The organism is Coleofasciculus sp. A1-SPW-01, from assembly GCF_040217205.1.
GTDB lineage: Bacteria > Cyanobacteriota > Cyanobacteriia > Cyanobacteriales > Coleofasciculaceae > Coleofasciculus > Coleofasciculus chthonoplastes_A.
On the sequence record NZ_JAVJNP010000219.1, the window covers coordinates 14,499 to 35,187 of the forward strand.

General features: G+C 47.1%; 19 protein-coding genes. 13 read left to right on the forward strand and 6 right to left on the reverse strand.

Annotation, left to right across the window (positions count from 1 at the left end):
* Window positions 1–383: 383 nt before the first annotated feature.
* The 4 genes from RH949_RS31550 to RH949_RS31565 all read right to left on the reverse strand — a co-directional run bounded on the left by RH949_RS31550 (window position 384) and on the right by RH949_RS31565 (window position 6,310).
* Window positions 384–1,367: an RNA polymerase sigma factor, RpoD/SigA family gene (locus RH949_RS31550; RefSeq protein ID WP_044210092.1), complete on the reverse strand. Its 984-nt coding sequence runs from the start codon at window positions 1,365–1,367 to the stop codon at window positions 384–386.
* A 1,113-nt stretch (window positions 1,368–2,480) separates the two neighbouring features.
* Window positions 2,481–3,119, reverse strand: coding sequence for a pentapeptide repeat-containing protein (locus RH949_RS31555; protein ID WP_006104625.1), 639 nt, complete (start codon window positions 3,117–3,119; stop codon window positions 2,481–2,483).
* Window positions 3,120–3,143: 24 nt separating this feature from the next.
* Window positions 3,144–4,529 (reverse strand): DICT sensory domain-containing protein, encoded by a 1,386-nt coding sequence (locus RH949_RS31560; protein ID WP_044210045.1) that lies wholly within the window; start codon window positions 4,527–4,529, stop codon window positions 3,144–3,146.
* Window positions 4,530–4,726: 197 nt separating this feature from the next.
* Window positions 4,727–6,310: a photosystem II high light acclimation radical SAM protein gene (locus RH949_RS31565; protein WP_044210043.1), complete on the reverse strand. Its 1,584-nt coding sequence runs from the start codon at window positions 6,308–6,310 to the stop codon at window positions 4,727–4,729.
* Between the two features lie 502 nt (window positions 6,311–6,812).
* On the opposite strand from RH949_RS31565, the gene RH949_RS31570 reads away from it, so the two are divergent.
* The 6 genes from RH949_RS31570 (at window position 6,813) to psb34 (ending at window position 11,632) form a co-directional block, all read left to right on the forward strand.
* Window positions 6,813–7,199, forward strand: coding sequence for a DUF1830 domain-containing protein (locus tag RH949_RS31570; protein WP_006104654.1), 387 nt, complete (start codon window positions 6,813–6,815; stop codon window positions 7,197–7,199).
* A 463-nt stretch (window positions 7,200–7,662) separates the two neighbouring features.
* Window positions 7,663–8,097, forward strand: coding sequence for a DUF4079 domain-containing protein (locus RH949_RS31575; RefSeq protein WP_446358775.1), 435 nt, complete (start codon window positions 7,663–7,665; stop codon window positions 8,095–8,097).
* 232 nt (window positions 8,098–8,329) lie between these two features.
* The gene (locus tag RH949_RS31580) at window positions 8,330–8,677 is read left to right on the forward strand and encodes a hypothetical protein (RefSeq protein ID WP_446358777.1); all 348 of its coding nucleotides are present in this window, start codon (window positions 8,330–8,332) and stop codon (window positions 8,675–8,677) included.
* Window positions 8,678–8,731: 54 nt separating this feature from the next.
* Window positions 8,732–10,675, forward strand: coding sequence for a glycine oxidase ThiO (thiO, locus tag RH949_RS31585; RefSeq protein WP_446358779.1), 1,944 nt, complete (start codon window positions 8,732–8,734; stop codon window positions 10,673–10,675).
* 121 nt (window positions 10,676–10,796) lie between these two features.
* The gene (locus tag RH949_RS31590) at window positions 10,797–11,348 is read left to right on the forward strand and encodes a Uma2 family endonuclease (protein ID WP_446358781.1); all 552 of its coding nucleotides are present in this window, start codon (window positions 10,797–10,799) and stop codon (window positions 11,346–11,348) included.
* 104 nt (window positions 11,349–11,452) lie between these two features.
* A complete protein-coding gene (gene psb34, locus RH949_RS31595; protein ID WP_006104589.1) occupies window positions 11,453–11,632 on the forward strand; it encodes a photosystem II assembly protein Psb34 in 180 nt (59 codons plus the stop codon).
* A 131-nt stretch (window positions 11,633–11,763) separates the two neighbouring features.
* Here psb34 and RH949_RS31600 read toward each other — a convergent pair whose 3' ends face one another.
* Entirely contained in the window at window positions 11,764–12,570 is an 807-nt protein-coding gene (locus RH949_RS31600; protein WP_446358783.1) for a tetratricopeptide repeat protein, read from the reverse strand.
* 374 nt (window positions 12,571–12,944) lie between these two features.
* Here RH949_RS31600 and psbP point away from each other — a divergent pair, with 374 nt between their 5' ends.
* The 6 genes from psbP (at window position 12,945) to RH949_RS31630 (ending at window position 18,068) form a co-directional block, all read left to right on the forward strand.
* Window positions 12,945–13,484 (forward strand): photosystem II reaction center PsbP, encoded by a 540-nt coding sequence (psbP, locus tag RH949_RS31605; protein ID WP_006104633.1) that lies wholly within the window; start codon window positions 12,945–12,947, stop codon window positions 13,482–13,484.
* Window positions 13,485–13,538: 54 nt separating this feature from the next.
* Window positions 13,539–14,123 (forward strand): Maf family protein, encoded by a 585-nt coding sequence (locus RH949_RS31610; RefSeq protein WP_446358785.1) that lies wholly within the window; start codon window positions 13,539–13,541, stop codon window positions 14,121–14,123.
* Window positions 14,124–14,293: 170 nt separating this feature from the next.
* On the forward strand, window positions 14,294–14,719 hold the full coding sequence (locus tag RH949_RS31615; protein ID WP_006104657.1) for a hypothetical protein: 426 nt from the start codon (window positions 14,294–14,296) through the stop codon (window positions 14,717–14,719).
* A gap of 71 nt (window positions 14,720–14,790) precedes the next feature.
* Complete coding sequence (locus RH949_RS31620; RefSeq protein WP_446358787.1) at window positions 14,791–16,308, forward strand: hypothetical protein; 1,518 nt, start codon at window positions 14,791–14,793, stop codon at window positions 16,306–16,308.
* Between the two features lie 161 nt (window positions 16,309–16,469).
* Window positions 16,470–17,270 (forward strand): hypothetical protein, encoded by an 801-nt coding sequence (locus RH949_RS31625; protein ID WP_446358789.1) that lies wholly within the window; start codon window positions 16,470–16,472, stop codon window positions 17,268–17,270.
* Window positions 17,271–17,315: 45 nt separating this feature from the next.
* Complete coding sequence (locus RH949_RS31630; RefSeq protein WP_006104588.1) at window positions 17,316–18,068, forward strand: hypothetical protein; 753 nt, start codon at window positions 17,316–17,318, stop codon at window positions 18,066–18,068.
* Between the two features lie 302 nt (window positions 18,069–18,370).
* On the opposite strand, the gene RH949_RS31635 is transcribed toward RH949_RS31630, so the two are convergent.
* Entirely contained in the window at window positions 18,371–19,477 is a 1,107-nt protein-coding gene (locus tag RH949_RS31635) for a TRAP transporter substrate-binding protein (RefSeq protein WP_446358792.1), read from the reverse strand.
* Window positions 19,478–19,546: 69 nt separating this feature from the next.
* Here RH949_RS31635 and RH949_RS31640 point away from each other — a divergent pair, with 69 nt between their 5' ends.
* A complete protein-coding gene (locus tag RH949_RS31640) occupies window positions 19,547–20,605 on the forward strand; it encodes a YheT family hydrolase (protein WP_446358794.1) in 1,059 nt (352 codons plus the stop codon).
* Window positions 20,606–20,689 lie beyond the last annotated feature (84 nt).

The following is a 20,689-nucleotide window of genomic DNA, read 5'->3' on the forward strand; positions in this document are numbered from 1 at the left end:
TACGTTGGTTTGTAATTAGATTGAAGTATTCATCTCTCTCTAGTTAAACAATAAGGGATGATGCTTAAGTAGCGATTCCCTCGAAGGAATGAAAGTTAACTCACCCAGGAGAAGGTTTTTCTACGGACACAGTATTTTCAGGAGCTTCAATCGCTAGTCTGGGGATTGCTGAAGAAATTAATATTTTTTTACAAAAAAAGTGGTAGCGAACTGTGCTACCACTTCGATGGAATGTCGCCAACTTGGGCATTCACAAATAGTCTTTGAAAGTCTTTAAACCCGTTTAAACGGGTTTAAGCTTTGAGCCAGAACTTTAGTTCTTAGCTAAACTTGTCGTAGGGGATGCCAGCGTTTAGGGCGAAGACAGCGCAACTACAAACCAACTAACTGGCAATGTATTCCCGCACAGTGGCATGGCGTCGTCTGAGTTGGGCTAAAGCTTGATGCTCTAACTGGCGTACCCGCTCGCGACTGAGATTGAGTCTCTGTCCGACTTTTGCCAGAGATAGTTCATTCCCATCTTCTAAGCCAAAGCGGAGTGCCAAAACTTCCCGTTGTTGGGGGGTTAATTCTGCCAGGAGATTATCTAAATCTTGGCGCAGGGATTCCTGGGTGGTGTAATGAACCGGTGTCGGTCCACTATCTTCCAACAGATCAGATAATTCTGTATCTTGGTTATCCCCCACTCGCACATCTAGGGATACGGGTTGACGGGCGATGCTCAAATATTCGCGAATTTGGGCAGGTTCTAACTCCAACTCTTGACCAATCTCAGTTGGTGTGGCGTTACGCCCCAATCTCTGAGACAGTTCCCGTTGAACCTTTTTGATCTTATTCAGCTTTTCGGTAATGTGAATCGGTAACCGAATCGCACGGGCTTGTTGGGCGATGGCGCGAGTAATGGCTTGACGAATCCACCAGTAAGCATAAGTAGAGAATTTATACCCTCGCGTTGGGTCAAATTTCTCCACGCCTCGCTCTAATCCCAGGGTGCCTTCCTGAATCAAGTCCAGGAATTCCATGTTACGCTTCTGATACTTTTTCGCGATCGCTACCACTAGGCGCAGATTCGCTTCGATCATTTTACGCTTAGCTCGCGTTCCCTGGTTTATAATTTTCTTAAGGGCTGATTCCTCTAAATCAACGTGATCTGCCCACTCCTGCATCGTCGGTTCGCGCTCTAAGGTTTCCGCTAAGGCATCTTTTGCCTCCAAGAGCGGCATCATCTGCTGCACTTGCTTACCATAGACAATTTCTTGCTCATGGGTCAGTAGTGGCACGCGACCGATTTCATGCAGATAGGTGCGAACCATATCTGCCGAAAATGTGGGCTTGGTCGTTTTGGGTTTGGTGTTAACAGTGGGCATCTGTGAGTAGTGACTCCGTAAACGAGCAATAAATCTGTCGCGGATTTTGACCTCAAAAGCAAAAGCTATAGCCATCTCTCACCTTGAGGATACGTGCGCGAAGCGGTTGTTTACATCTACTAAAAGATGTATAGACTCCTACCTGTATTGAGTTGGGCAGGAGAGCGAACCGTAGATCAGGAGTTAAAGCGATTGACTCAGTTAATTGTCTCTTCGTTGATTCTGCGGCGTTTCCCAGCTTACTAACTCTGGGCTAGGAACAAGGCGAATGCGAAGTCATTATGAGTTTGCCTTAACTCTATAGTATTACACCTTTAGACGACGGTAAAGAGGTAAAGGTTCAACATTTCGGAAAAATCATCCGGCTGTGGCATCTGCTACTTTTCCTCCTGACACCGACAGGGTTCAACAGGTTGGCATTCTCTCCTAGTTACTATCATCGCCTAAAATACCGAGAAACGGATAGAGTTTAATCGGGGAAATAACCGAACTGATTTGGGGATAGATATCCTCCCAACCCCCTAGTCTGGCACAATGCCTTTTTCGTTAACGAGGACGGTTGACGAGGTGAGGAGGTGAGCCAGGACAAATTCCCAGGAGATGAAACGCCCCTAATTTTATAGCACTAGGCTCTAAGGTTAGGAGAAAAGAAGAAAAATTTAAATCGCTCAATCCCTTGATGAGTCAGTGTTTTTCTTCACTATTCCATAAGACACACCGAGCGTGTTACCGAGCGCAGTTCGGCTAGGCTCACTGACCGTTGAGGTAAGCGTTCGACTGAACTTTGACAGGCTCAGTTGCCGCGCTCACCGCCGAAGCCTTACGCCGAAGTCCGAGCCGAGGTGTTGCCTATTGCCAGAAAGCCTAGCGCGTAGCGCTATATCAGGTTCATTAACCCTTTTTCCCTATTCTCCCCATCCATTCAATACCAAATATTCCTCCACCCTGTCGAGATGGAAGAGTTTTTTTGGCGCAACTCGATAATCATGAATCATAGCAGGAGTGAAGCCTAAATCCAAGCCTCTATGTCAGAATATTATCATTTGCTGCTTCTTTCCCCTTTGTATTACTTTTGTTCTAAGAACAAAAACTCACAACTCTCAGGGCAACACTCTAGTAACTACTGTCCAGAGACGTTCCCACCACACAAGTCCGCTCTAACGTAGCACCATTTACATTGACCTCATCGAGTTCAGCACAAAGCAAATTCGCTCCCGTTAAATTTGCCCCTCCCAGATTCGCCCCGCGCAAATCCGCTTCCTCAAAATTGGCGTCACACAAGCTAGCACCTTGTAAATCCGCTTGCGATAAATCCGCCCCCTTCAGATTAGCACTGTTGAGATTCGCCCCCCGCAGATCAGCGCCTCGAAAATCGACGCCTTGGAGGTTGACACCCATAAGATTCGCGCCACTCAAAAACGCACCAGCAAAGGATACCTGAGTCAAATTCGCCCCCATTAAATTCGCGCCTCGGAGATTGCTCCCGCGCAAATCCGCCCCAGTCAAGTTGGCTTGCATCAGATTAGCGCCCAAACAATTTGCCCGCACATCAGCCGACACCAATTGAGCGCACAGCAGTTTAGCGCCATCCAGACGAGCACCGTTGAGATTAGCTCTCGACAAATTCGTACCCACCAGACTAGCGCCTGCCAAATTAATCTGTTCCAGTTGGCTCCCAGACAAGTCTTCGTCGTCTAGATTAGCACCTGAGAGCTGCTTGATTTTTCCTGCGCGAATTGCTTCGATTTCCATCAATTTTCCTGCGTGACTTAAACCTTAAGACGAAACATTTGATTGGGCTTCCTGAGGGGAATGGGAATCAAGCAACCACATCCCTGCGGCTATTTTAGGTTGATTTGCCTGTAAACTCATACCCTGTTGCATTCCCATCACCAGTAGTTCTAGAGCCTCAAGCAGTTTTGGGTCAAATACTGTACCCGCTGACGCCTGACAGTCGTTAAGTGCTTTTGCCAAAGGAGTCTCTTGGGATTGATAGTCCTTGAGCCGCTGTTGAAATGTGGTCATCAGTGCTAAAATCCTCGACTCCAAGGGAATTGCATCATAAGCCAAACCATCCGGTTGTCCTGAACCATCCCAATGTTCGCTTTGGTGGGTGATAATGTGAGCAATTGCCTGTAATTGGGGCATGACACGCAAAACCGAGGATTTGGGCATCGTTTCTTGTTGAGCTACCGTCTGTTGCTGCACCGTGGATTTTGCTGGTTCTAGGTCATCATCTACGGCTTGTAACGGCGCGAGGCGATGCAGCAATCCCGCTAATCGCAGCCGTTTGGTTTGCCATGCGGGTAAATCAAGCAATTGACCCATCGCTTCACAAAGGGTTGCCACTTCCGCCGCTGCCATGGGATTAGTTACATCAGCTTGATCGATGAGCTGTGCCATCCGCAAAAATGCCTGCACTTTATTAGACACTAAATTATTATCTAAGTCTTGCTCGGCAAGGGGCAAGTTCTGAAGTGGCTCATCCTCAGTTTGGTGTAATTCTTGTTCAAAGCTTTCGAGATATTCGACGACGCGAGACACAACCTCCCCAATATCATCGCGTTTTTTGCTGCCGAAGGCTGCTGTGATCTTTTGTGCTTGGTCGGTTAGGCGCTGTTGTAACTGTTGATCGTAACCGCCAATATGTGCGATCGCCAAATCTACCGTTTCCCGAACCAATTCCGGCTCAAATGTCCAGAACCCATAAAACTTGCGCTCCCGATCATCTTTGGGTGATCCTTTACTGCCATAATCCTCAGCCGATAGCTCTTGACATAAGACCATTGCTGTGTATGTCTCCGACATGATGATCAAATGCCATTCTTGAGCCACTGGATCAGAAGCATCTAAATCCAATAGTCTCACATTAGAGCGCTGGCTGGTGGGATGCTCCCCAAAACCAGTCTCCGCTGTCGCCAGAATTACCACTTGAGACGACTGTTCCGCTAAATCGCCATAGCGTTCTGCCTCTTGCATATACCATTTCCCCTGTTGAAATGCTGCAATTAGCAGAGGTTTTCCCTCTGACTCTAAGATGAAGTCTTCCAAGGCATGACACAGGGCGATTAAAGTGTTTTTATGATAAACACCAAAATTCAGCGGTCGCTTACCGCCGCGATGAGCTGTGTCTAACTTTTGTAATATTGAACCTTGCAGCATGATCAAACCTTGTCTGAGGGGTTCAGGGGAAAGTGGGTGTGTAGAGACGTGCCATGGCGCGTCTGCCATGGCGCGTCTGCCATGGCGCGTCTGAGAGCAGGGGAGAATTTTAACCGATGATTTTATGTTAATTATGATACATTTTAGGGTTGAATTTCTCCAAGCAGTTCGAGTTGGCGATAAACGGATAGGAGCAACTACCCCGCTGTAACCAGTTGTTTAGGCGGCGTCTTAGCTGAGGCTTCAATCGGAGCCGCTAATGCCTCCTCTAAATCCGCACAGCCCAAGCGCTCCTCTAAAATTTTCATCACTTCGCGACCAAAATCATCGGGATTTTGCCGCCAAGCTTGCAGACAAACCTCACCCAAGAAAGAGCCTAGGGGTTCGGGATTCCAGAGTAGCTTTTTCGCTGTCCAAGGCATTAAACTCATTGGATCATAGTCTTTTTCGAGAATATTGTTCTCAAAAGCGTAGGCTTCCAAATGAGTATGGGGTTGTAGTCCGATAAAGAAGATAGCGGGTTCCACCTTGTCAGCACCAAAGATTCGCTCTAACTCCCGGTGATAGGCAATGGTTTGGCGAATGGTGTCCGGTCGCTCATCTATTACATTAAAGGAATAGTTGACCGAAACCAAGTCATTAAAGCCCCCTGCTTTCAAATCCCGACAATTTGCCAATACTGTGCGGAGGTTATACCCCATCCGCATCTTCCGGACTAATTCCTGGGAACCACTGGTAATACCGATTTCAAAGTAGTTCATCCCGGTTTTTACCATCAAGTCGCATAATTGGGGGGTGAGATTATCTGCCCGAATGTATGCCGCCCAGTGAATGTCGGTCATCCCAGAATCGAGAATTTTCTGCAACAGTTCCACCGCATCGTCGATAAACTTCCGGGCGGGGATAAACTGAGCATCGGTAAACCAGAAGTTGCGGATACCTCGGTCATAAAGCTGGCGCATTTCGGCAACCACTTCATCAGCGGGATTGATCCGTACTTGTTTACCTTCGACGACGGTGTAGATGCAGTAGCAGCAGTTGTGGGGACAACCCCGTTTAGTTTGCACCCCAATATAAAAGTCGCTTTCTTGAAAATAATAATCAAACGCCGACCAGATACTTTGGATATAGTCGTAATTACAAGCGGTTTTTTCTAGGGGAGTTGGGCGTTCATGAATCATGCGATCGCGCGGCTGCGTTTCACCCACCACATAACAGCGCTCATCAGCAAACGATTCACCCCGCAGGAGTTTCTCTAGCAGGGTTTCACCTTCGCCAACGGAGACAATTGTCCCGTTGGGTAATTTAGTCTTCAGTTGTTCATAAAATACACTCACTGCACCGCCGCCAACCATCACCCGTGCCTCTGGGTTGTAGGTACGAGCGCGTTTAAGTCCCCGGCGAATCAATCCTAAATTACGCCACAGTTCAGTATAATAGGCGGCGGCTAGGCGTAAGCCGCCGATCGCCCCGCGTAACTTGACAAAGGGGTTACTGGCGTAGTAGAACTCGAAGGCATTTTGCAAGGGGTTACCTCCTCTACCGCCAACTGGCGCATAGATTTGAATATCGCGCCAGGAGAATACCAACAGCGTCGGTTGGAATTCGTCAATACAGGCGTCGAGCGATCGCGAAAAATCCAGGGGAGGTACAGTGCCTAAGTCAAAGATGCGCTGTTCTACCTCTGGGAAAAGTTTGTGAACGTGATCGGCTAGATAGACAACACCAATCGGGAAAATCGGGTTGCAGGGGAGGCGCACATAAAGAATTTTTGGTGACATTATAAATTTTATCTGGGATAAATCGGCTTTTATGAACAGGGTTGGCTCGGTTGAACTGGGCAAATCTCCAACCCAACTTGGATGAAAACCCGGTGTACGCAGACGTTTAAGCCCTCACCGACCGGGAGATAATAACACAGCCCCAGCCCAGCTTTCTCAGATATTTGATTTCTTTTTCACATAACTTAACTTTACTTTAACAAGATTGGGTTCTGACCTCAAGCGTATGCTATTTTTTTTCGTGGGGTTCATCGTTGAGAGTCTGAGGGAGGTAATCTAAGCAATTTTACCTAAGGCGTTCAAATTGAGGGTCTTAACCCTAGGTAGAAGTTCTTATCCCCAGGGATGGGACAAATTAGCCATTTAGCGGTGATCGCTGGGACGAGATTGGCGAAAATATACCTAAATTGGTAGTCGGATTTACAACAGGGAAGGAATCACAAGTGCTAAGTTAGGTGAAGTAATAACAAACAGAATTCATTTAGTACCTCACTCAGCAGTTATGACTCAGATACTTGATCCCCTACCCTCTGATAATCAAACTCACATTGTCTGTTGCTATGTAAACGCCACGAGCCAGATTCAAATTGCTCGGATTACAAATATTCCCAATTGGTATTTTGAGCGTGTGGTTTTTCCAGGACAGCGCTTAGTCTTTGAAGCCCTACCCCAGGCGCTATTAGAGATTCACACCGGGATGATGGCAAGTGCGATTCTCTCGGATACCATCCCCTGTACTCGCTTGCTGATCGCTCAAGACGGTAATCCGACGTCGTCTTCTGACGCTAAAGCCGTTGTACCACCGACTGATGATAATAAGCCCAGTGAAAAAACAATTAGTCATAATAGCACCAGCCAAGCGCTTTTAGCTGTGGCAACAGCTCACTAGATAACAAAAGCCATTAAAAAACAAAGATTAAGGGGGTTGTTCAGCCGAGCAACCTCTTACGTTACGATTGGGGCATTGACATCCTCACCACGCCATCTTCAAAAAGGTGGTCGCTTTTGGGGGGTTGACAGCTCTACGCACACCGCCTCACAAGAGGTCTTACACGCACTCCCTGTCCGTTTTAAGTCTCGGAATGCCCTCCCGCGACTACATGTATCGTTCAGTTCAAAAAACACAAAATAATGCTTTTTGTTTGCCTCCAGGTCGGATTGTCCGTTGCCCTTCAGTCTTTCCCTATCGCGGGCTGCGGTCCCGGTTTCAACTCATTATATGAGTGTATATCGCTGCAAGCTTAGGCGGGGATTTCAACCGCTGTTATTATAGCGCAAGTCGTCCTTCCTAAAAGGACGAGGCTTTAGACCCATCATTTCCGGTAAACAGGCTAAATTTGAGGCATCAAGTTGTGAATCTGCCCGACTTTATCTGGTTGTGGAAAATAGCCGCTTGGTCAATGGGTTTGTCCCTCGCGGCTTATAGTCTGTTGGCGGTAACGGGCAGTGTTATGTTCACGAAACGGCGCTCTCAACACCCCAAACCAAAATGGTTGCGACCTTTACACTACATCATCGGATGGGTAATGGTCAGTTTGGTCTTGCTGCTCCTGGGAATTGGTGTAGTGGGTACTATCGGTCATTATGGCAATCTCGGACATTCTGGACACTTGATTGCCGGATTAGCTGTCGTAGCGTTGGTTGCCGTGTCCGCTGGAAGTTCCACCCAGATTAGTCCCCAACACCCTTGGGCGCGGGCGGTTCATCTGGGAACCAATATTGCTTTATTTGTCGGATTTGCCTGGGTGTCCTATACCGGATGGCAGGTGGTGCAGAAATATTTGTGAGCAGGGGTGTAGGGGCGGGTTTTACAGATAACTTATGGCGACAAACTGATAACTTGACTAAACCCGCCCTTGGGGGAGCGATATAATAGAAAGTCGTTAGCTGGCTAGATATAATCATAATCCAGCGAGACGATTGCTACCTATACCTAACCAGGATTAGCGGGGGCGGATATCAACTAACTAATATGATAGGTGGGACATAAGTCCTGTAGAGTTTACAGGGAAACAAACTATGAACAAATTAATTGGATTAATTATCATCGCCGCTGCTCTCGTGGGAGCCGCTCTCGGTTGGCAAGGAGTATCCTTTCCGTTTTTGGGAGAACTCTTTGGGGATGAAAACCGCACCGCGAACCAAATTATCGAGTCAGTTCCAGACACGGCAACCGACCAAGGGGCAACACAACAAGCTGAAGCGGGAAATCAGCCCACTCAGCCAACGGCTCAGGCTCCTGCGACGATTGGTCAAGCCCAAAATAATCAGGGTACAGCTCAAGCCCCTCAAACCACAGTGGGTCAAGCGGATACAGGCGCGGGTGAAGCGACAGAGGAGTCCGAACCGATTACGGCTCTCTGGTAACGTGATTGACTAAATCTGTACGGACTGGCTAGGGCGCGTCTAACGTTTTATCTAATGAACTTTTGCAGTGATATTTTAATTGTGGGCGGTGGCGTGATTGGTTTGGCACTCGCCCTAGAGTTGAAGTGGCGGGGGGCGACAGTCACGGTATTAACTCGCGACTTTAAACAAGCAGCGACTCTAGCTGCCGCTGGTATGTTAGCCCCTCATGCGGAAGCCATTCCCGACAGTCCGATGCGGGAATTATGTGGGCGATCGCGATCGCTCTATTCCCAATGGTGTACCAAACTGGAACAGCTTACGGGTGTGGCGACAGGATATTTGCCCTGTGGGATTCTCGCCCCCGTCTATGAAGATGCTGCCGCCTCTCAGTCTGACGTCGGGAATTGGTTAGATAAACAGGCGATTCATCTATATCAACCTGGTTTAGGGGCAGATGTGATTGGTGGTTGGTGGTATCCCGAAGATGGGCAAGTCGATAACCGCGCCTTGGCACAAGCCCTGCGATTAGCCGCTCAAGAATCAGGGATTGACCTGCGCGAAGGCGTAACCGTTGAGGCAATTGAGCAGCAAAATCGTCGCGTTTGTAGCGTCAGAACCTCGGTTGGTGAATTTCAGGCTGATCAGTATGTCTTAGCAACAGGGGCTTGGTCTAACCAACTGCTACCTATACCCGTTTATCCGAAAAAGGGTCAGATGCTGTCGGTACAAATACCAGTCAATCCCCATCAGCCCTTACCCCTACAACGGGTGTTGTATGGACCCGATACCTACTTAGTTCCACGTCGAGATGGGCGGTTATTGATTGGTGCAACCAGTGAGGATGTGGGATGGCAATCGGATAATACGCCAGCAGGAATTCACACCTTACTATCACGAGCAATACGGTTATATCCATCCCTACAGGATTGGTCAATTCGGGAATGCTGGTGGGGATTTAGACCCGCCACCCCCGATGAATGTCCGATCCTGGGAGTCAGCCCTTGTGAAAATCTAACCCTAGCGACGGGACATTATCGTAACGGTATTCTCCTCGCCCCGGTGACAGCCCAGCTACTGGCAGACTGGATGGAAACGCAAACCGCTGATCCGCTATTAGACCATTTTCGATACGATCGCTTTTATCATCAATCCTCCTCAAATTTAATGATTAGCTCTCCACTTACGCCTGTATCTCCCCAAAACATCTCAGTGACAGAACCCGCAAAATCTGACCCCTTAATTATTGCAGGTCGAACATTTCACTCCCGCCTGATGACCGGTACAGGGAAATATAGCACCATTGAACAAATGCAACAGGGGATTGCGGCGAGTGGGAGTCAGATTGTTACCGTAGCCGTGCGGCGGGTGCAAACCAAAGCCCCGGGTCATGAAGGATTAGCAGAGGCGCTGGATTGGACAAAAATCTGGATGTTACCCAATACCGCCGGCTGTAAAACCGCAGAAGAAGCGGTGCGGGTGGCGCGGTTAGGACGGGAAATGGCAAAGTTATTGGGGCAAGAGGATAATAATTTTGTCAAGTTAGAGGTGATTCCTGACCCGAAATATTTATTACCTGACCCGATTGGCACTTTGGAAGCCGCTGAGAAACTGGTGAAAGAAGGGTTTGCCGTACTACCGTATATTAATGCTGACCCCATGTTAGCTAAACGATTGGAAGAGGTGGGCTGTGTCACAGTAATGCCATTGGGTTCTCCGATTGGTTCAGGACAGGGGATTAAAACGGCGGCAAATATCCAAATTATTATCGAAGAAGCGGGAATTCCTGTGGTCGTAGATGCGGGGATTGGATCGCCCAGTGAAGCGGCGCAAGCTATGGAGATGGGGGCAGATGCAATACTAGTGAATAGTGCGATCGCGCTAGCCAAAAATCCGGTGGCGATGGGGAAAGCGATGGGGATGGCGACTGAAGCGGGGCGTTTGGCATTTCTGGCGGGACGGATTCCAATTAAAAGTTATGCCAGTGCAAGTTCACCGTTGACGGGGACAATTAGTTAAGTTTTGTCATTTGTCATTTGTCATTTGTCCTTTGTCATTCGTCATTCGTCCTTGGGAAGTTTGAGGAGTATTTACATAACTGACTATTAACTAAATCCCTAAACTCTGGAAGCATACTGTGATGACCGTAACTACCGCCAAATGGACCCTAGATGACTATCACCGCATGATTGAAGTCGGTCTTTTAGCCAATCGTCACGTCGAACTGTTAAACGGAGAAATTATTGAAATGCCCCCAGAGAGTCCCGAACATGCTTACCTGGGAGATGAAAGTGGGACTTATCTTAGCCAACTTTTAGGCGATCGCGCTAAAGTCCGGGAAGGTCGTCCTATTACCCTACCGAATAACTCTGAACCTGAACCTGATTTGGCGATCGTCAGACCTCTGGGACGAATCTACCGCCATCGCCATCCCTACGCTGAAGATGTGTTTTTGCTGATTGAGTTTGCTAACACCAGCCTTGCCAAAGACTTGGAGATCAAGCGCAGGGCTTACGCCACTGCTGGAATTGAGGACTATTGGGTTGTCAACTTAAAAAACCGACACCTGAAAGTATTTCGTGAACCTGTCGATGGTGACTATACCCGCCAATTAACCCTGACGACGGGAGAAATTCACCCGTTGGCATTTCCTGATGTTCGGGTTTCGGTACAACGATTATTAGAGGGTTAGAACCGCTTTTTAGCGACTATAACAATTTCTTATCCAAACAAGAGAGTTTTTATACTGAGAGTTTGTTACAATTCTATAAGTTGAGTAAAGAAGGTTATCATTACATGCCATATACCACAGAAGAAGGCGGACGTTTAAATAACTTTGCCCGTGAACCGAAAGTCTACCAAGCAGAACCACCAACCAAAACCGAGCAACGTACCTATGTATTTCTGGGAATTGCGGCTCTAGTTTTAGTTAGTGGATTAATGTACGTGGCTGTCTCTGTATCCAGCGTTAGCTAGGTTCTGCGAATCCCTACATCGGGAACACCCCTGTTAATCCAGCGATTTTGGACTAACAATGAAGTGAAATCTGATCAAGGATTACGCGAAACATTAGTTCGATTTAGCCTAAAAAGCCAAAATCAGTAGGGTCAGGGGTTTGCTTCCCCTTGCATCGCTTGTAACGCATTCACAACACTTTGATGACTGTCTAATCTGCCTTGTTCTTTGAAAAGTTCAGCCGCTTTCTGCAAATCAGCCGTCGCTGCTTCAATGTTCTCCAATTGGAATTGAGTCAGCCCCCGATTGTAATACGCTTCAGCAAAGGTGGGTTGCAGTTCAATTGATTTAGTATAATCAGCGATCGCGTCTTCATATTGTTCCAAGCGATTGCGGGTTAGCCCCCGATTATAATAAAGGCGAGCATTTTCGGGGTTGATTTCCAGCGCTTTGGCGTAGTCGTCGAGAGCCTCTTCAGAATTTCCCAACTCATCATAGGCATTCCCGCGACTAATATATGCTGTGTCATTTTCCGGATCAATTTCGATTGCTTTAGTGAAATCCGCGATCGCTTTTTGATAATCCCGGCGCACAAAATAGGTATAGCCTCGGTTACTATAGGCTTGACTGAAATCGGGATTTAACTTAATCGCTTGGGTATAGTCATAAATCGCAGCATCGTAATTACCCAGACTATGATAAGCGTAGCCGCGATTATAGTAGGTATCCGCATCTTCGGGCTCCAGTTTTAATGCATCCCCGAAGTCAGAAATCGCACCAGCATAATCACCCTGTTCCAATTTATCGACGCCTTGGTTATACAGTTCCACGGCTGTTAACTTCTCTGACGGGGCTTCTTGCACAACCCTGATTGGCTGTTGGGCGTGAACCGCTTCGGAGAATCCCGTCAGGACAGTCATTAATCCCAAAATGGTCAGTATGCGATAGGTTGAGTTCATCGTTGTTTTGGTTTTCCGATTTAATCTTAAGAGAGTTAGCGTGAGAGTTTTACACTCTGCCGACGTAAACCTTCTCCAAGTGGTTCCTCGTTATAGTAATACGGCGATACATTAGGATATTCCCCTGTTGCCTGTTGCCTGTTGCCTGTTGCCTTTTCACCCAATTGTATTGTCCTAACCTCAATGCGTAGTACTATAACCTTAACCGCTTCTAAAAACCTAGACAAACCTACCCATCAGTAATTCTGCCTTGGTATAAGTCCACGGTGTAACTTTTGGTCGATAACCCTGTCCAAGCCAACATGACCTATCTTGATCATTAGTGTACCCGGAAGATGAGACAATAAGAATGCACCAATTCAAAGGATAAAAAGATGCTCAAGACCATTGCCGCCATTTTGCTGCTAGTATTGAGCTTAAGTCTGCATGGCTGCACTGTCGGCGTTAGTGGACTGAAAAGCTATGTCGATACGGCTGACGGTTATGAGTTTCTCTATCCGAATGGTTGGGTGCCGATTAAAGTCACTGATGGACCCGATGTCGTATTTCGGGATTTGATCGAGCAAACCGAAAATGTCAGCGTGGTGATTAACCCCGTTCCAGAGAATACAACCCTCACCGATTTAGGAACACCGGGGGAAGTCGGTTACCAACTCCAACAAAATGTGCTTTCGGCTGCGAATTCCAATCGTCAAGTTGAATTAGTTGATGCCAAAGCTCGCGATACGGGAGACAAAACCTATTATCTTCTTGAATATAGTGTCAAACTTCCCAGTCAAAATCGGCATGACCTAGCCACAGCCGTGATCAGTCATGATAAGCTCTATACCTTGAATGCTTCAACCACTGAAGAACGTTGGGATAAAGTGCAAGACTTGTTTACCCAAGTCGTTAGTTCGTTTAATGTCTACTAGATTAGGGGTTATTTGTCAAGATAAATGTAACGAATGACAAAGGACAAATGACGAATGACAAAATTCGTTTTAGCCTCCGCTTCGCCAGCACGCCGCCGTTTATTGCACAATGTTGGCATTGAACCCATCGTTTGTCAGAGTGATTTTGATGAATCTCAGGTTAAGGTTACTGATCCGGTAGAGTTGGTCAAAACATTAGCATTACACAAAGCCCAAACCGTTGCGCCTAAATTTAACGATGCGCTAGTGTTAGGCTGTGATTCAGTGTTAAGCATTCAGGGTGAGATCCACGGGAAACCAGCCAATCCCCAAGAGGCGATCGCCCGGTGGCAGATGATGCGTGGTAGAGTGGGCGAACTCTATACCGGTCATGCCTTAATTGACTCATCCCAGGACAAAACTATTGTCCGTTGTGGGATAACACGAGTCTACTTTGTTAATGTTAGCGATCGCGCGATTCAAGCGTATGTGGCTACAGGCGAACCGCTTAAGTGTGCGGGCTGCTTTGCGCTGGAAGGGCGGGGCGGCTTATTTGTCGAAAAACTAGACGGTTGTCATAGTAATGTTATTGGTTTGAGTTTACCCCTGTTGTATCAGATGCTGAGTGAGCTAGGTTATGAGGTGACGGATTTTTGGTAGTCATTTGTCATTCGTTATAGCGCTACGCGCTAGGCAATGGGCAATAGGCAATGGGCAATAGTGAAGAAAAACACTGACTCATCATGTGAGAAAATTTGTTCAGGTGAGGCGGAAGTTTGTTATAGTCAAAGGACTTTGAGTATTACGCTAATATAGCTGGAGCGGATTTTATGACAACCAGCGAAGAATTCAAACAGAAACTAAAGGCGGGAAACATTGGCGATGCCTTTACCCTAGCCTTGTCGGAATCGGTGGAGTTGGAAATTACCACCTGGGTGGCTTCCGCCAATTCGCCCCAAACAGAGAAGCCTGCGGCTAATTCCTGTATGCGTACCCGGATTAATATTGTGGAAGGCTCTATCGATAATGAGGTAGGATCTCAATTTATCGGTAATGGTCCCTATACGGAACTACGCCAATTTCATACCCAGCAAGTTCAGGAAGGACGCCAGATTATCCAGAATAATCTGGAAAACTTGCAACAACTCTTTACCGTGTTGACTCGCGTGCAATATCAACCCCAACAGTCAACCCAGCAGCAACTTCGGGAGAGCAATCCAGCTCTGTCGCCTTCGAGTCAGGATAATTTACCCTAATCTTGAAGATAGAGGTTGACAAATCTGGCAGTTTCTGTATTGGTTATCGCCCAAATTCAGGTGAGTGTATTATGGCGTCGAGTGAGGATTTTAGGCAACAACTTAAAGCAGGCAAGGTTCAAGAAGCGTTTGCTGGGGCTTTAGCGGAAGCGGTTCAGTTGAAGATTACAACGTGGGTGGCTGCTGATGCTGAGGATGGCGCCCAAACAGCCGCCCAACCCGGTTATCGCCTGCGGACTCAAATTAATACGATTGAGGGAGCGATCGCGAATGAGATTGGGGATCAGTTTATTGGCAATGGTCCCTATCGAGATCTCCTCCCCTTTCATTTAGATCAGGTGGCACAAGGAAATCAGCTTGTTGAGAATAATCTTAAAAGTTTGCAAAAGCTATTTGAGATTTTAATTGCGCTGCAATATCAAAAGACAGGGTTGAGTGAGATAGAATACCCGCCCTTATCCATTCCCCCGCAAGAGACAGCCACCCCACCGGATGCGGGAGTAGCCGCCGCCGAATTGACCGCCCAAACGCCAGATTTGACGACTCCGGATATTCAGGAACAGGTATCTCCTGAATCGACTCCCTCGCCAGAGATAACAACAGCTCCCTCGCCAGAGATAACAACAGCTTGGGAGGAACAAGAGGAGGAAGATGAGGATGATGAGGATGACTCGGTGCTAGATTTGCTGGAGTCATTACCCCCTCCTCCACCCCCACCGCTAGAGGATGAAGAGTTCTCAATCACGGAGGAGGATGCGAGAGATGAATTCATTGAAGCAGAACCAGAACCACTATCGGATCGCCACGAAGCGGAGTTAGATGAGGAAGACTGGCAAGTTCTCAACGAAGATTGGGGGACATTAGAACTTGAGGAATTGAAGTCACCCCCTTCGGCTGAACCGGATATCCCACCCCAGACAGACATTGAACCCAAACCGAGGGAACCGGAATCGGCTAAAAAAATGCCCAGTTTGGACTCCTTAGAAGAACTAAACCAGGATACTGACGACGATACCGACTGGGATGACTGGGTAGTAGATGAACCGGAATTAGGCGATCGCTCTTTTGCCCAGATGGATACGGATGAAGACTGGGGTGACTTAGTAGAAGACTTTGACCCCTTCGCCGCCCCTCCACCTGTTGAGGAGACTCCCTCAGCGTTAAATATTCAGGAAGACTGGGATGAATTTGCCGTTGAGGAACTTGAACCCTATTCTGATTTAACTGAGGTTGATAGTGAGATTGAATGGTCAGACTTGAGTGAAAGCCAAACCCCTGAGTCTACTAGCGATCCCCTGGAAGGCTTGGGTGCTTTACCCGAAGAGTCTGAGGAAAAAGAACTGAATTCAGAATCATCAAGTGATCCCATGGATTTGTTGGGGGATCAAAACCAAGCCACCGAAAATGTGAATGAGCCGGATTATGAATTCGAGGAACTCTCCTTGGACGAATTTTCCCTGGATGATTTTGATCCCCTAAGCCATCCAGAGGAGGAGGATTGGGAGAAGAAACCCAAATCAACGCAGAAAGGAGAACCACCACCGCCTCCACCCCCTAGCCCCTTTCAGGATAAAAAACAGGAACCCTAGGGGGAGCAATGTAGAGACGTTGCATGCAACGTCTGGGAGCTGGAGTGGAGATGTCAAGTAGAGCGATACAATTGAATGTTGAGTCACGAAGGTTTCCATTTTGGGGAAATTTCGGTAGATGATTGGATGACTGAACAGGTGTTCTAAAAAGGTGTGGGTTGATGACCAATCGCAATCGACAAGAGCATTCAGATGTACCCGCCTCCAAAACCCGAGGCAATAATTCGGGTGTGAATCGAAACATCAATCACTTCTTGCAGTCGTTAGGTGACACACTGATCGACTTCACGGCGCTAGAAGTGAATACGATCGTGGTGGATCATATTAGTGGTCATAAGTTTATTGCGTGGGAAGCGTACCGGGATATTTATCCGATTTCGCCAGGGTATTTAGAACAACAAGGTATCCACGAGTCATTACGCGATCGCTACTTGGAGTTACGCACCAGCCTAGAACGAGAGTATCGGGGGCTGTTGAATGATCCAACCTCGGAACTTCATGATCCGACGGTGTATGAGCAGGATAACTCCAGTTTTGCCCATGACTTTGAGCGTACTCCCACTCGTCTCCCCAATCCCCTGGATCTGAAAAGTCCAGAGACAATTGTTGCTATTCAACGACTGTTAGGAAACTGTCGTTTTTTACGGGGGTTGCGTAAACTGGCGGAACTCAAAGCCGCTTTGGATGATCGGAATCAGACGGTACTACGTTTAGTCTCTCAACAACCCGATCAAGTTGAGATGATTCAACGGATGATCGCCACGGATACGATTTGCGCTCAAACCGTGATTCAACTCGATGGCGATGTGATCAACCGCTATGATCAATCCCTGTTTCACCATCCCCAGAAAGAGGTTATTCTGCAAATTCACCGAGAGGGAGTCATCGCCAGTGAACGACAATGGCGGGGACTGTTGGAGTTTATTATTGGTCTAATCAAAGCTACACTACATAAGTCATAAGGTATAGCGCTGCACGCAGGGAAAAGGAAACAGGGTTTGACGTTTATGAATCAGCATCCTCGTTTAGCATCGCCGTCTCACCCGCTTTCTCCACGTCAGAATTTAGCGATCGCCTCTTGTATTCAAATTGAGGTAGAACGCATTTCTCGCTCTCAAGTTCTGTTTCACGGAGTTCGCTTCACGTTAGATAAAGAAATTTTACATCAGATTCAACAGGCTCAACAGATGGGGGATTCCTTAAAGCTTTCCCGCCAATTACTCACAGATTTACGATATTACGCTCTCATTGATGACGAAAACCGTTGGCAATCGGGACTCAGCTTTTGTACGTACTATCAGCGCGGAAACTCCCAAGAGGCGCTGATGCGAAGTGTGATTGGTATGGATGGTGATATTATGCATCAAATCCAGCGCAATTTTCTAGAACGTCCCAAGTTTTCCCATCAGATTTCAGCGGCGCATTATTGGTTAATTGAACAAATCATGGGTCAGTTGCGTTTGGGTACATTTTTGCCGTTAACTCGGTTAATCAATGGACTCGCTTTGGGATTGGCGTTGCTGATTGCTATGCTGCTAGTGATTCCCTTTATCCCAGTTTTCCTGAAAACCCCTTTCATGCTGATCGCTGCTTTGGTAATGATTGGATTATTTTTCTTTGGATTTCGACACTTACTTCATTTATTACGTCCAACAGCAAACCAATGGATTATCCGGCGAATTTTAGGCGGATTTCTATCTTCCAAACCAGACTCCAAGCGTTTCGCTAAGCGACTTTTAACCCGATTGTTTTCTTCTTGATGATCTTAGCGTTACCATTCTCCATTTCCCACGCCCTATCTTGTTGAAAGGATCGTGTTATTCTCTGTAAGCGTTGTGGATGTTGGGTTTCATGCTTCAACCCAACCTACAGTATCCCTAGAGGCTGTTGTTTTTTATAGGCGATTCCACGGGTGAGATTGGAGGAGCAAGGATACATTTTTCCTGAGCAAGGTGATGCCATACTTATGAAGAATACTACTCGATTTCCTTGAATAAAACCCTCTGTCAATAAATCTCAAAGTATTGATGGGCTTTGCGGTTTTGGCTTTGTGCAGCAAGCCCTAATTATCAACAGTTGTGTACGCAAAATCCGTGAAACTCAACGTACTGACTCTATTCCATTCAAAAAGCTGCTCCCTAAAAGCTTGCCATTGACTGTAAACGTCTCGGAATGTAGCATCCCGACTCGCGATTTCCTCATAGAGTTCAAATGCTGTTTTCCGAGCGGTGTCTAAAATCTCTGGGCTAAAGGGCATTAACTTTGTTCCTCCTAAAATAAATCGCTCCAAGATTTCACCATTAACGGCATTATATCGAGCTAACGTTTTTAAATTGGCTTCAGCCGCCGCTGTTTGGAAAATGGCTTGATAATCGGAGGGAAGTTTGTTCCACTCCGCCTGATTTACTAGCACCATGTACGTTGTTCCGGGTTCCCACCATCCTGGATAATAGTAGTAAGGGGCGGCTCTCTGTAGTCCTAGGGTATCATCGTCATAAGGACCAATCCATTCCACCGCATCGATGCTTCCTTCTAACAAAGCTGGTACGATATCTTGACCTGCGATCGTTACAACATTGACACCCAAACGGCTCATAATTTGCCCGCCCAACCCAGGAAGCCGCATTCTCAGGTTCTTTAAATCCGCAACTGTATTAATTTCTCGCCGAAACCATCCCCCCATTTGTGTTCCGGAATTGCCAGCCGGAAATCCGATCAGATTAAACTCAGAAAATATATTTTGTAACGTGTCTAATCCTTTCCCTTTGTAGAGCCAAGCATTTTGTTGTTGAGCATTTAAACCAAAAGGAAGGGTAGTGCCAAAGGCGAGGGCAGGACTTTTCTGGAAGGAGTAGAACGTATTCGTGTGACAGCATTCAACAGTTCCGGTGGACACCGCATCAAACACTTCCAGAGGTGGGGCTAAATCACCACCCGGATAGGGGGTAATCGTAAAGCGCCCCTCCGTCATCGTGCTAACGGAGCGACATAATGTTTCAATACCCTCAAACAAGATTTCAAAATAGCGATCCCAGCTTGTTGCCATGCGCCAATTAATGATCGGTTGAGCAGGTTTTGATGGGGGTTGAGGTATTTTTTTACGGCAGGCGTTGAGACTAGCCCCAGTCGCACCGATTGTTGTATACTTTAAAATATTTCGACGTTTCATAATGTAGCTATATCTTTTAAATTATTAATCTTAATCATAAATCATGAAAAAACAATCGACGAATGACAAATGACGAATGACAAAAAACACTTTCATTCCCCATGGTGGTTAAATAATGGTCTGGCGATGACCCTGCACCTGGCGTTTAGGGCGTCTAGGGATTGGGAAGCAATGATTCCTCTTCCAGAACCTCCCTATCAGGAGAAAATTTTTCGCGGCGCTCAAAATGTACCGATTTTTGGGATTGTCGCCATTCCCGAACGTGCTAAGGGGACAATTGTGGGAACTTATGGCATTACTGGGGATTTGGATAACCAATGGTATCTGAGACTGCTGGGGCGTAAAGCCTTTGCTCAAGGGTATGCGGTGGTGCTATTCGACTGGCGAGCCCATGGAAAAACAGCGTTGTTGTCACCAACCTTAACCTCCGATGGTTTGTACGAGGGTGATGATTTTGTCCTGATTGCAGCGCAAGCAAAAGCCATGGGATGTCCCGCCCCGTTTTGGTTTACAGGCTATTCACTCGGCGGACAATTAGCGCTTTGGGGGATTAAATCAGCTCAAGCGATCGCTCATTCCGAGGCGGTAGGATTAAATGAGTCAGAGATTGGCGGTGGTGCGGTTATTTGTCCCAGTCTGGATTCTCACCGTTCTCTGACGTATCTGTTAAACCATCCATTGGGGCGGTATTTAGAACAATCTGTCGCCCGAACTTTGAAAAAACTTGCATGGCGTCTCTATCAGGCTCATCCCCAAGACATTGATCCAGAAGCGGTTGAACGGGCAAACAGTATTTGGGGATTTGATCATGAGCTAGTGATTAAGCGATTAGGGTTTTCCTCGGTGGACGAGTATTATGATGCTACGAGTGCGCTGTATATTTTACCTAATTTAAACAAACCGACGCTGATTCTTTATGCCGCCGATGATCCGATGTTTGACCCGACAATTATTCCTGACTTACAAGGGATTTGTGCGGATAATCCAGCGATTGATTTAAGAGTGACAAAACAGGGAGGTCATGTCGGTTATATTAGTTCTCGTGCTTGTCAGCGTAACTATCATGATCCGGACTGCTGGTGGGCGTGGAATCGAGTTCTGGAATGGTGCGATTCATCTAGTAAATAAATTTACTCGTAGGTTGGGTAGAGCGTCAGCGAAACCCAACAGGCTAACTAGGGGCTGCTGAATACAGCAGTTTGCTCGGCTATG

Coding starts and splice junctions, on each gene's coding strand:
- RH949_RS31570 (WP_006104654.1), top strand. CDS start 6,813: ATGACTCAGATACTTGATCCCCTACCCTCTGATAATCAAACTCACATT.
- psbP (WP_006104633.1), top strand. CDS start 12,945: ATGCTCAAGACCATTGCCGCCATTTTGCTGCTAGTATTGAGCTTAAGT.
- RH949_RS31560 (WP_044210045.1), bottom strand. CDS start 4,529: ATGCTGCAAGGTTCAATATTACAAAAGTTAGACACAGCTCATCGCGGC.
- RH949_RS31565 (WP_044210043.1), bottom strand. CDS start 6,310: ATGTCACCAAAAATTCTTTATGTGCGCCTCCCCTGCAACCCGATTTTC.
- psb34 (WP_006104589.1), top strand. CDS start 11,453: ATGCCATATACCACAGAAGAAGGCGGACGTTTAAATAACTTTGCCCGT.
- RH949_RS31615 (WP_006104657.1), top strand. CDS start 14,294: ATGACAACCAGCGAAGAATTCAAACAGAAACTAAAGGCGGGAAACATT.
- thiO (WP_446358779.1), top strand. CDS start 8,732: ATGAACTTTTGCAGTGATATTTTAATTGTGGGCGGTGGCGTGATTGGT.
- RH949_RS31630 (WP_006104588.1), top strand. CDS start 17,316: ATGAATCAGCATCCTCGTTTAGCATCGCCGTCTCACCCGCTTTCTCCA.
- RH949_RS31550 (WP_044210092.1), bottom strand. CDS start 1,367: ATGCCCACTGTTAACACCAAACCCAAAACGACCAAGCCCACATTTTCG.
- RH949_RS31640 (WP_446358794.1), top strand. CDS start 19,547: ATGACGAATGACAAAAAACACTTTCATTCCCCATGGTGGTTAAATAAT.
- RH949_RS31590 (WP_446358781.1), top strand. CDS start 10,797: ATGACCGTAACTACCGCCAAATGGACCCTAGATGACTATCACCGCATG.
- RH949_RS31555 (WP_006104625.1), bottom strand. CDS start 3,119: ATGGAAATCGAAGCAATTCGCGCAGGAAAAATCAAGCAGCTCTCAGGT.
- RH949_RS31635 (WP_446358792.1), bottom strand. CDS start 19,477: ATGAAACGTCGAAATATTTTAAAGTATACAACAATCGGTGCGACTGGG.
- RH949_RS31600 (WP_446358783.1), bottom strand. CDS start 12,570: ATGAACTCAACCTATCGCATACTGACCATTTTGGGATTAATGACTGTC.
- RH949_RS31625 (WP_446358789.1), top strand. CDS start 16,470: ATGACCAATCGCAATCGACAAGAGCATTCAGATGTACCCGCCTCCAAA.
- RH949_RS31620 (WP_446358787.1), top strand. CDS start 14,791: ATGGCGTCGAGTGAGGATTTTAGGCAACAACTTAAAGCAGGCAAGGTT.
- RH949_RS31580 (WP_446358777.1), top strand. CDS start 8,330: ATGAACAAATTAATTGGATTAATTATCATCGCCGCTGCTCTCGTGGGA.
- RH949_RS31610 (WP_446358785.1), top strand. CDS start 13,539: ATGACAAAATTCGTTTTAGCCTCCGCTTCGCCAGCACGCCGCCGTTTA.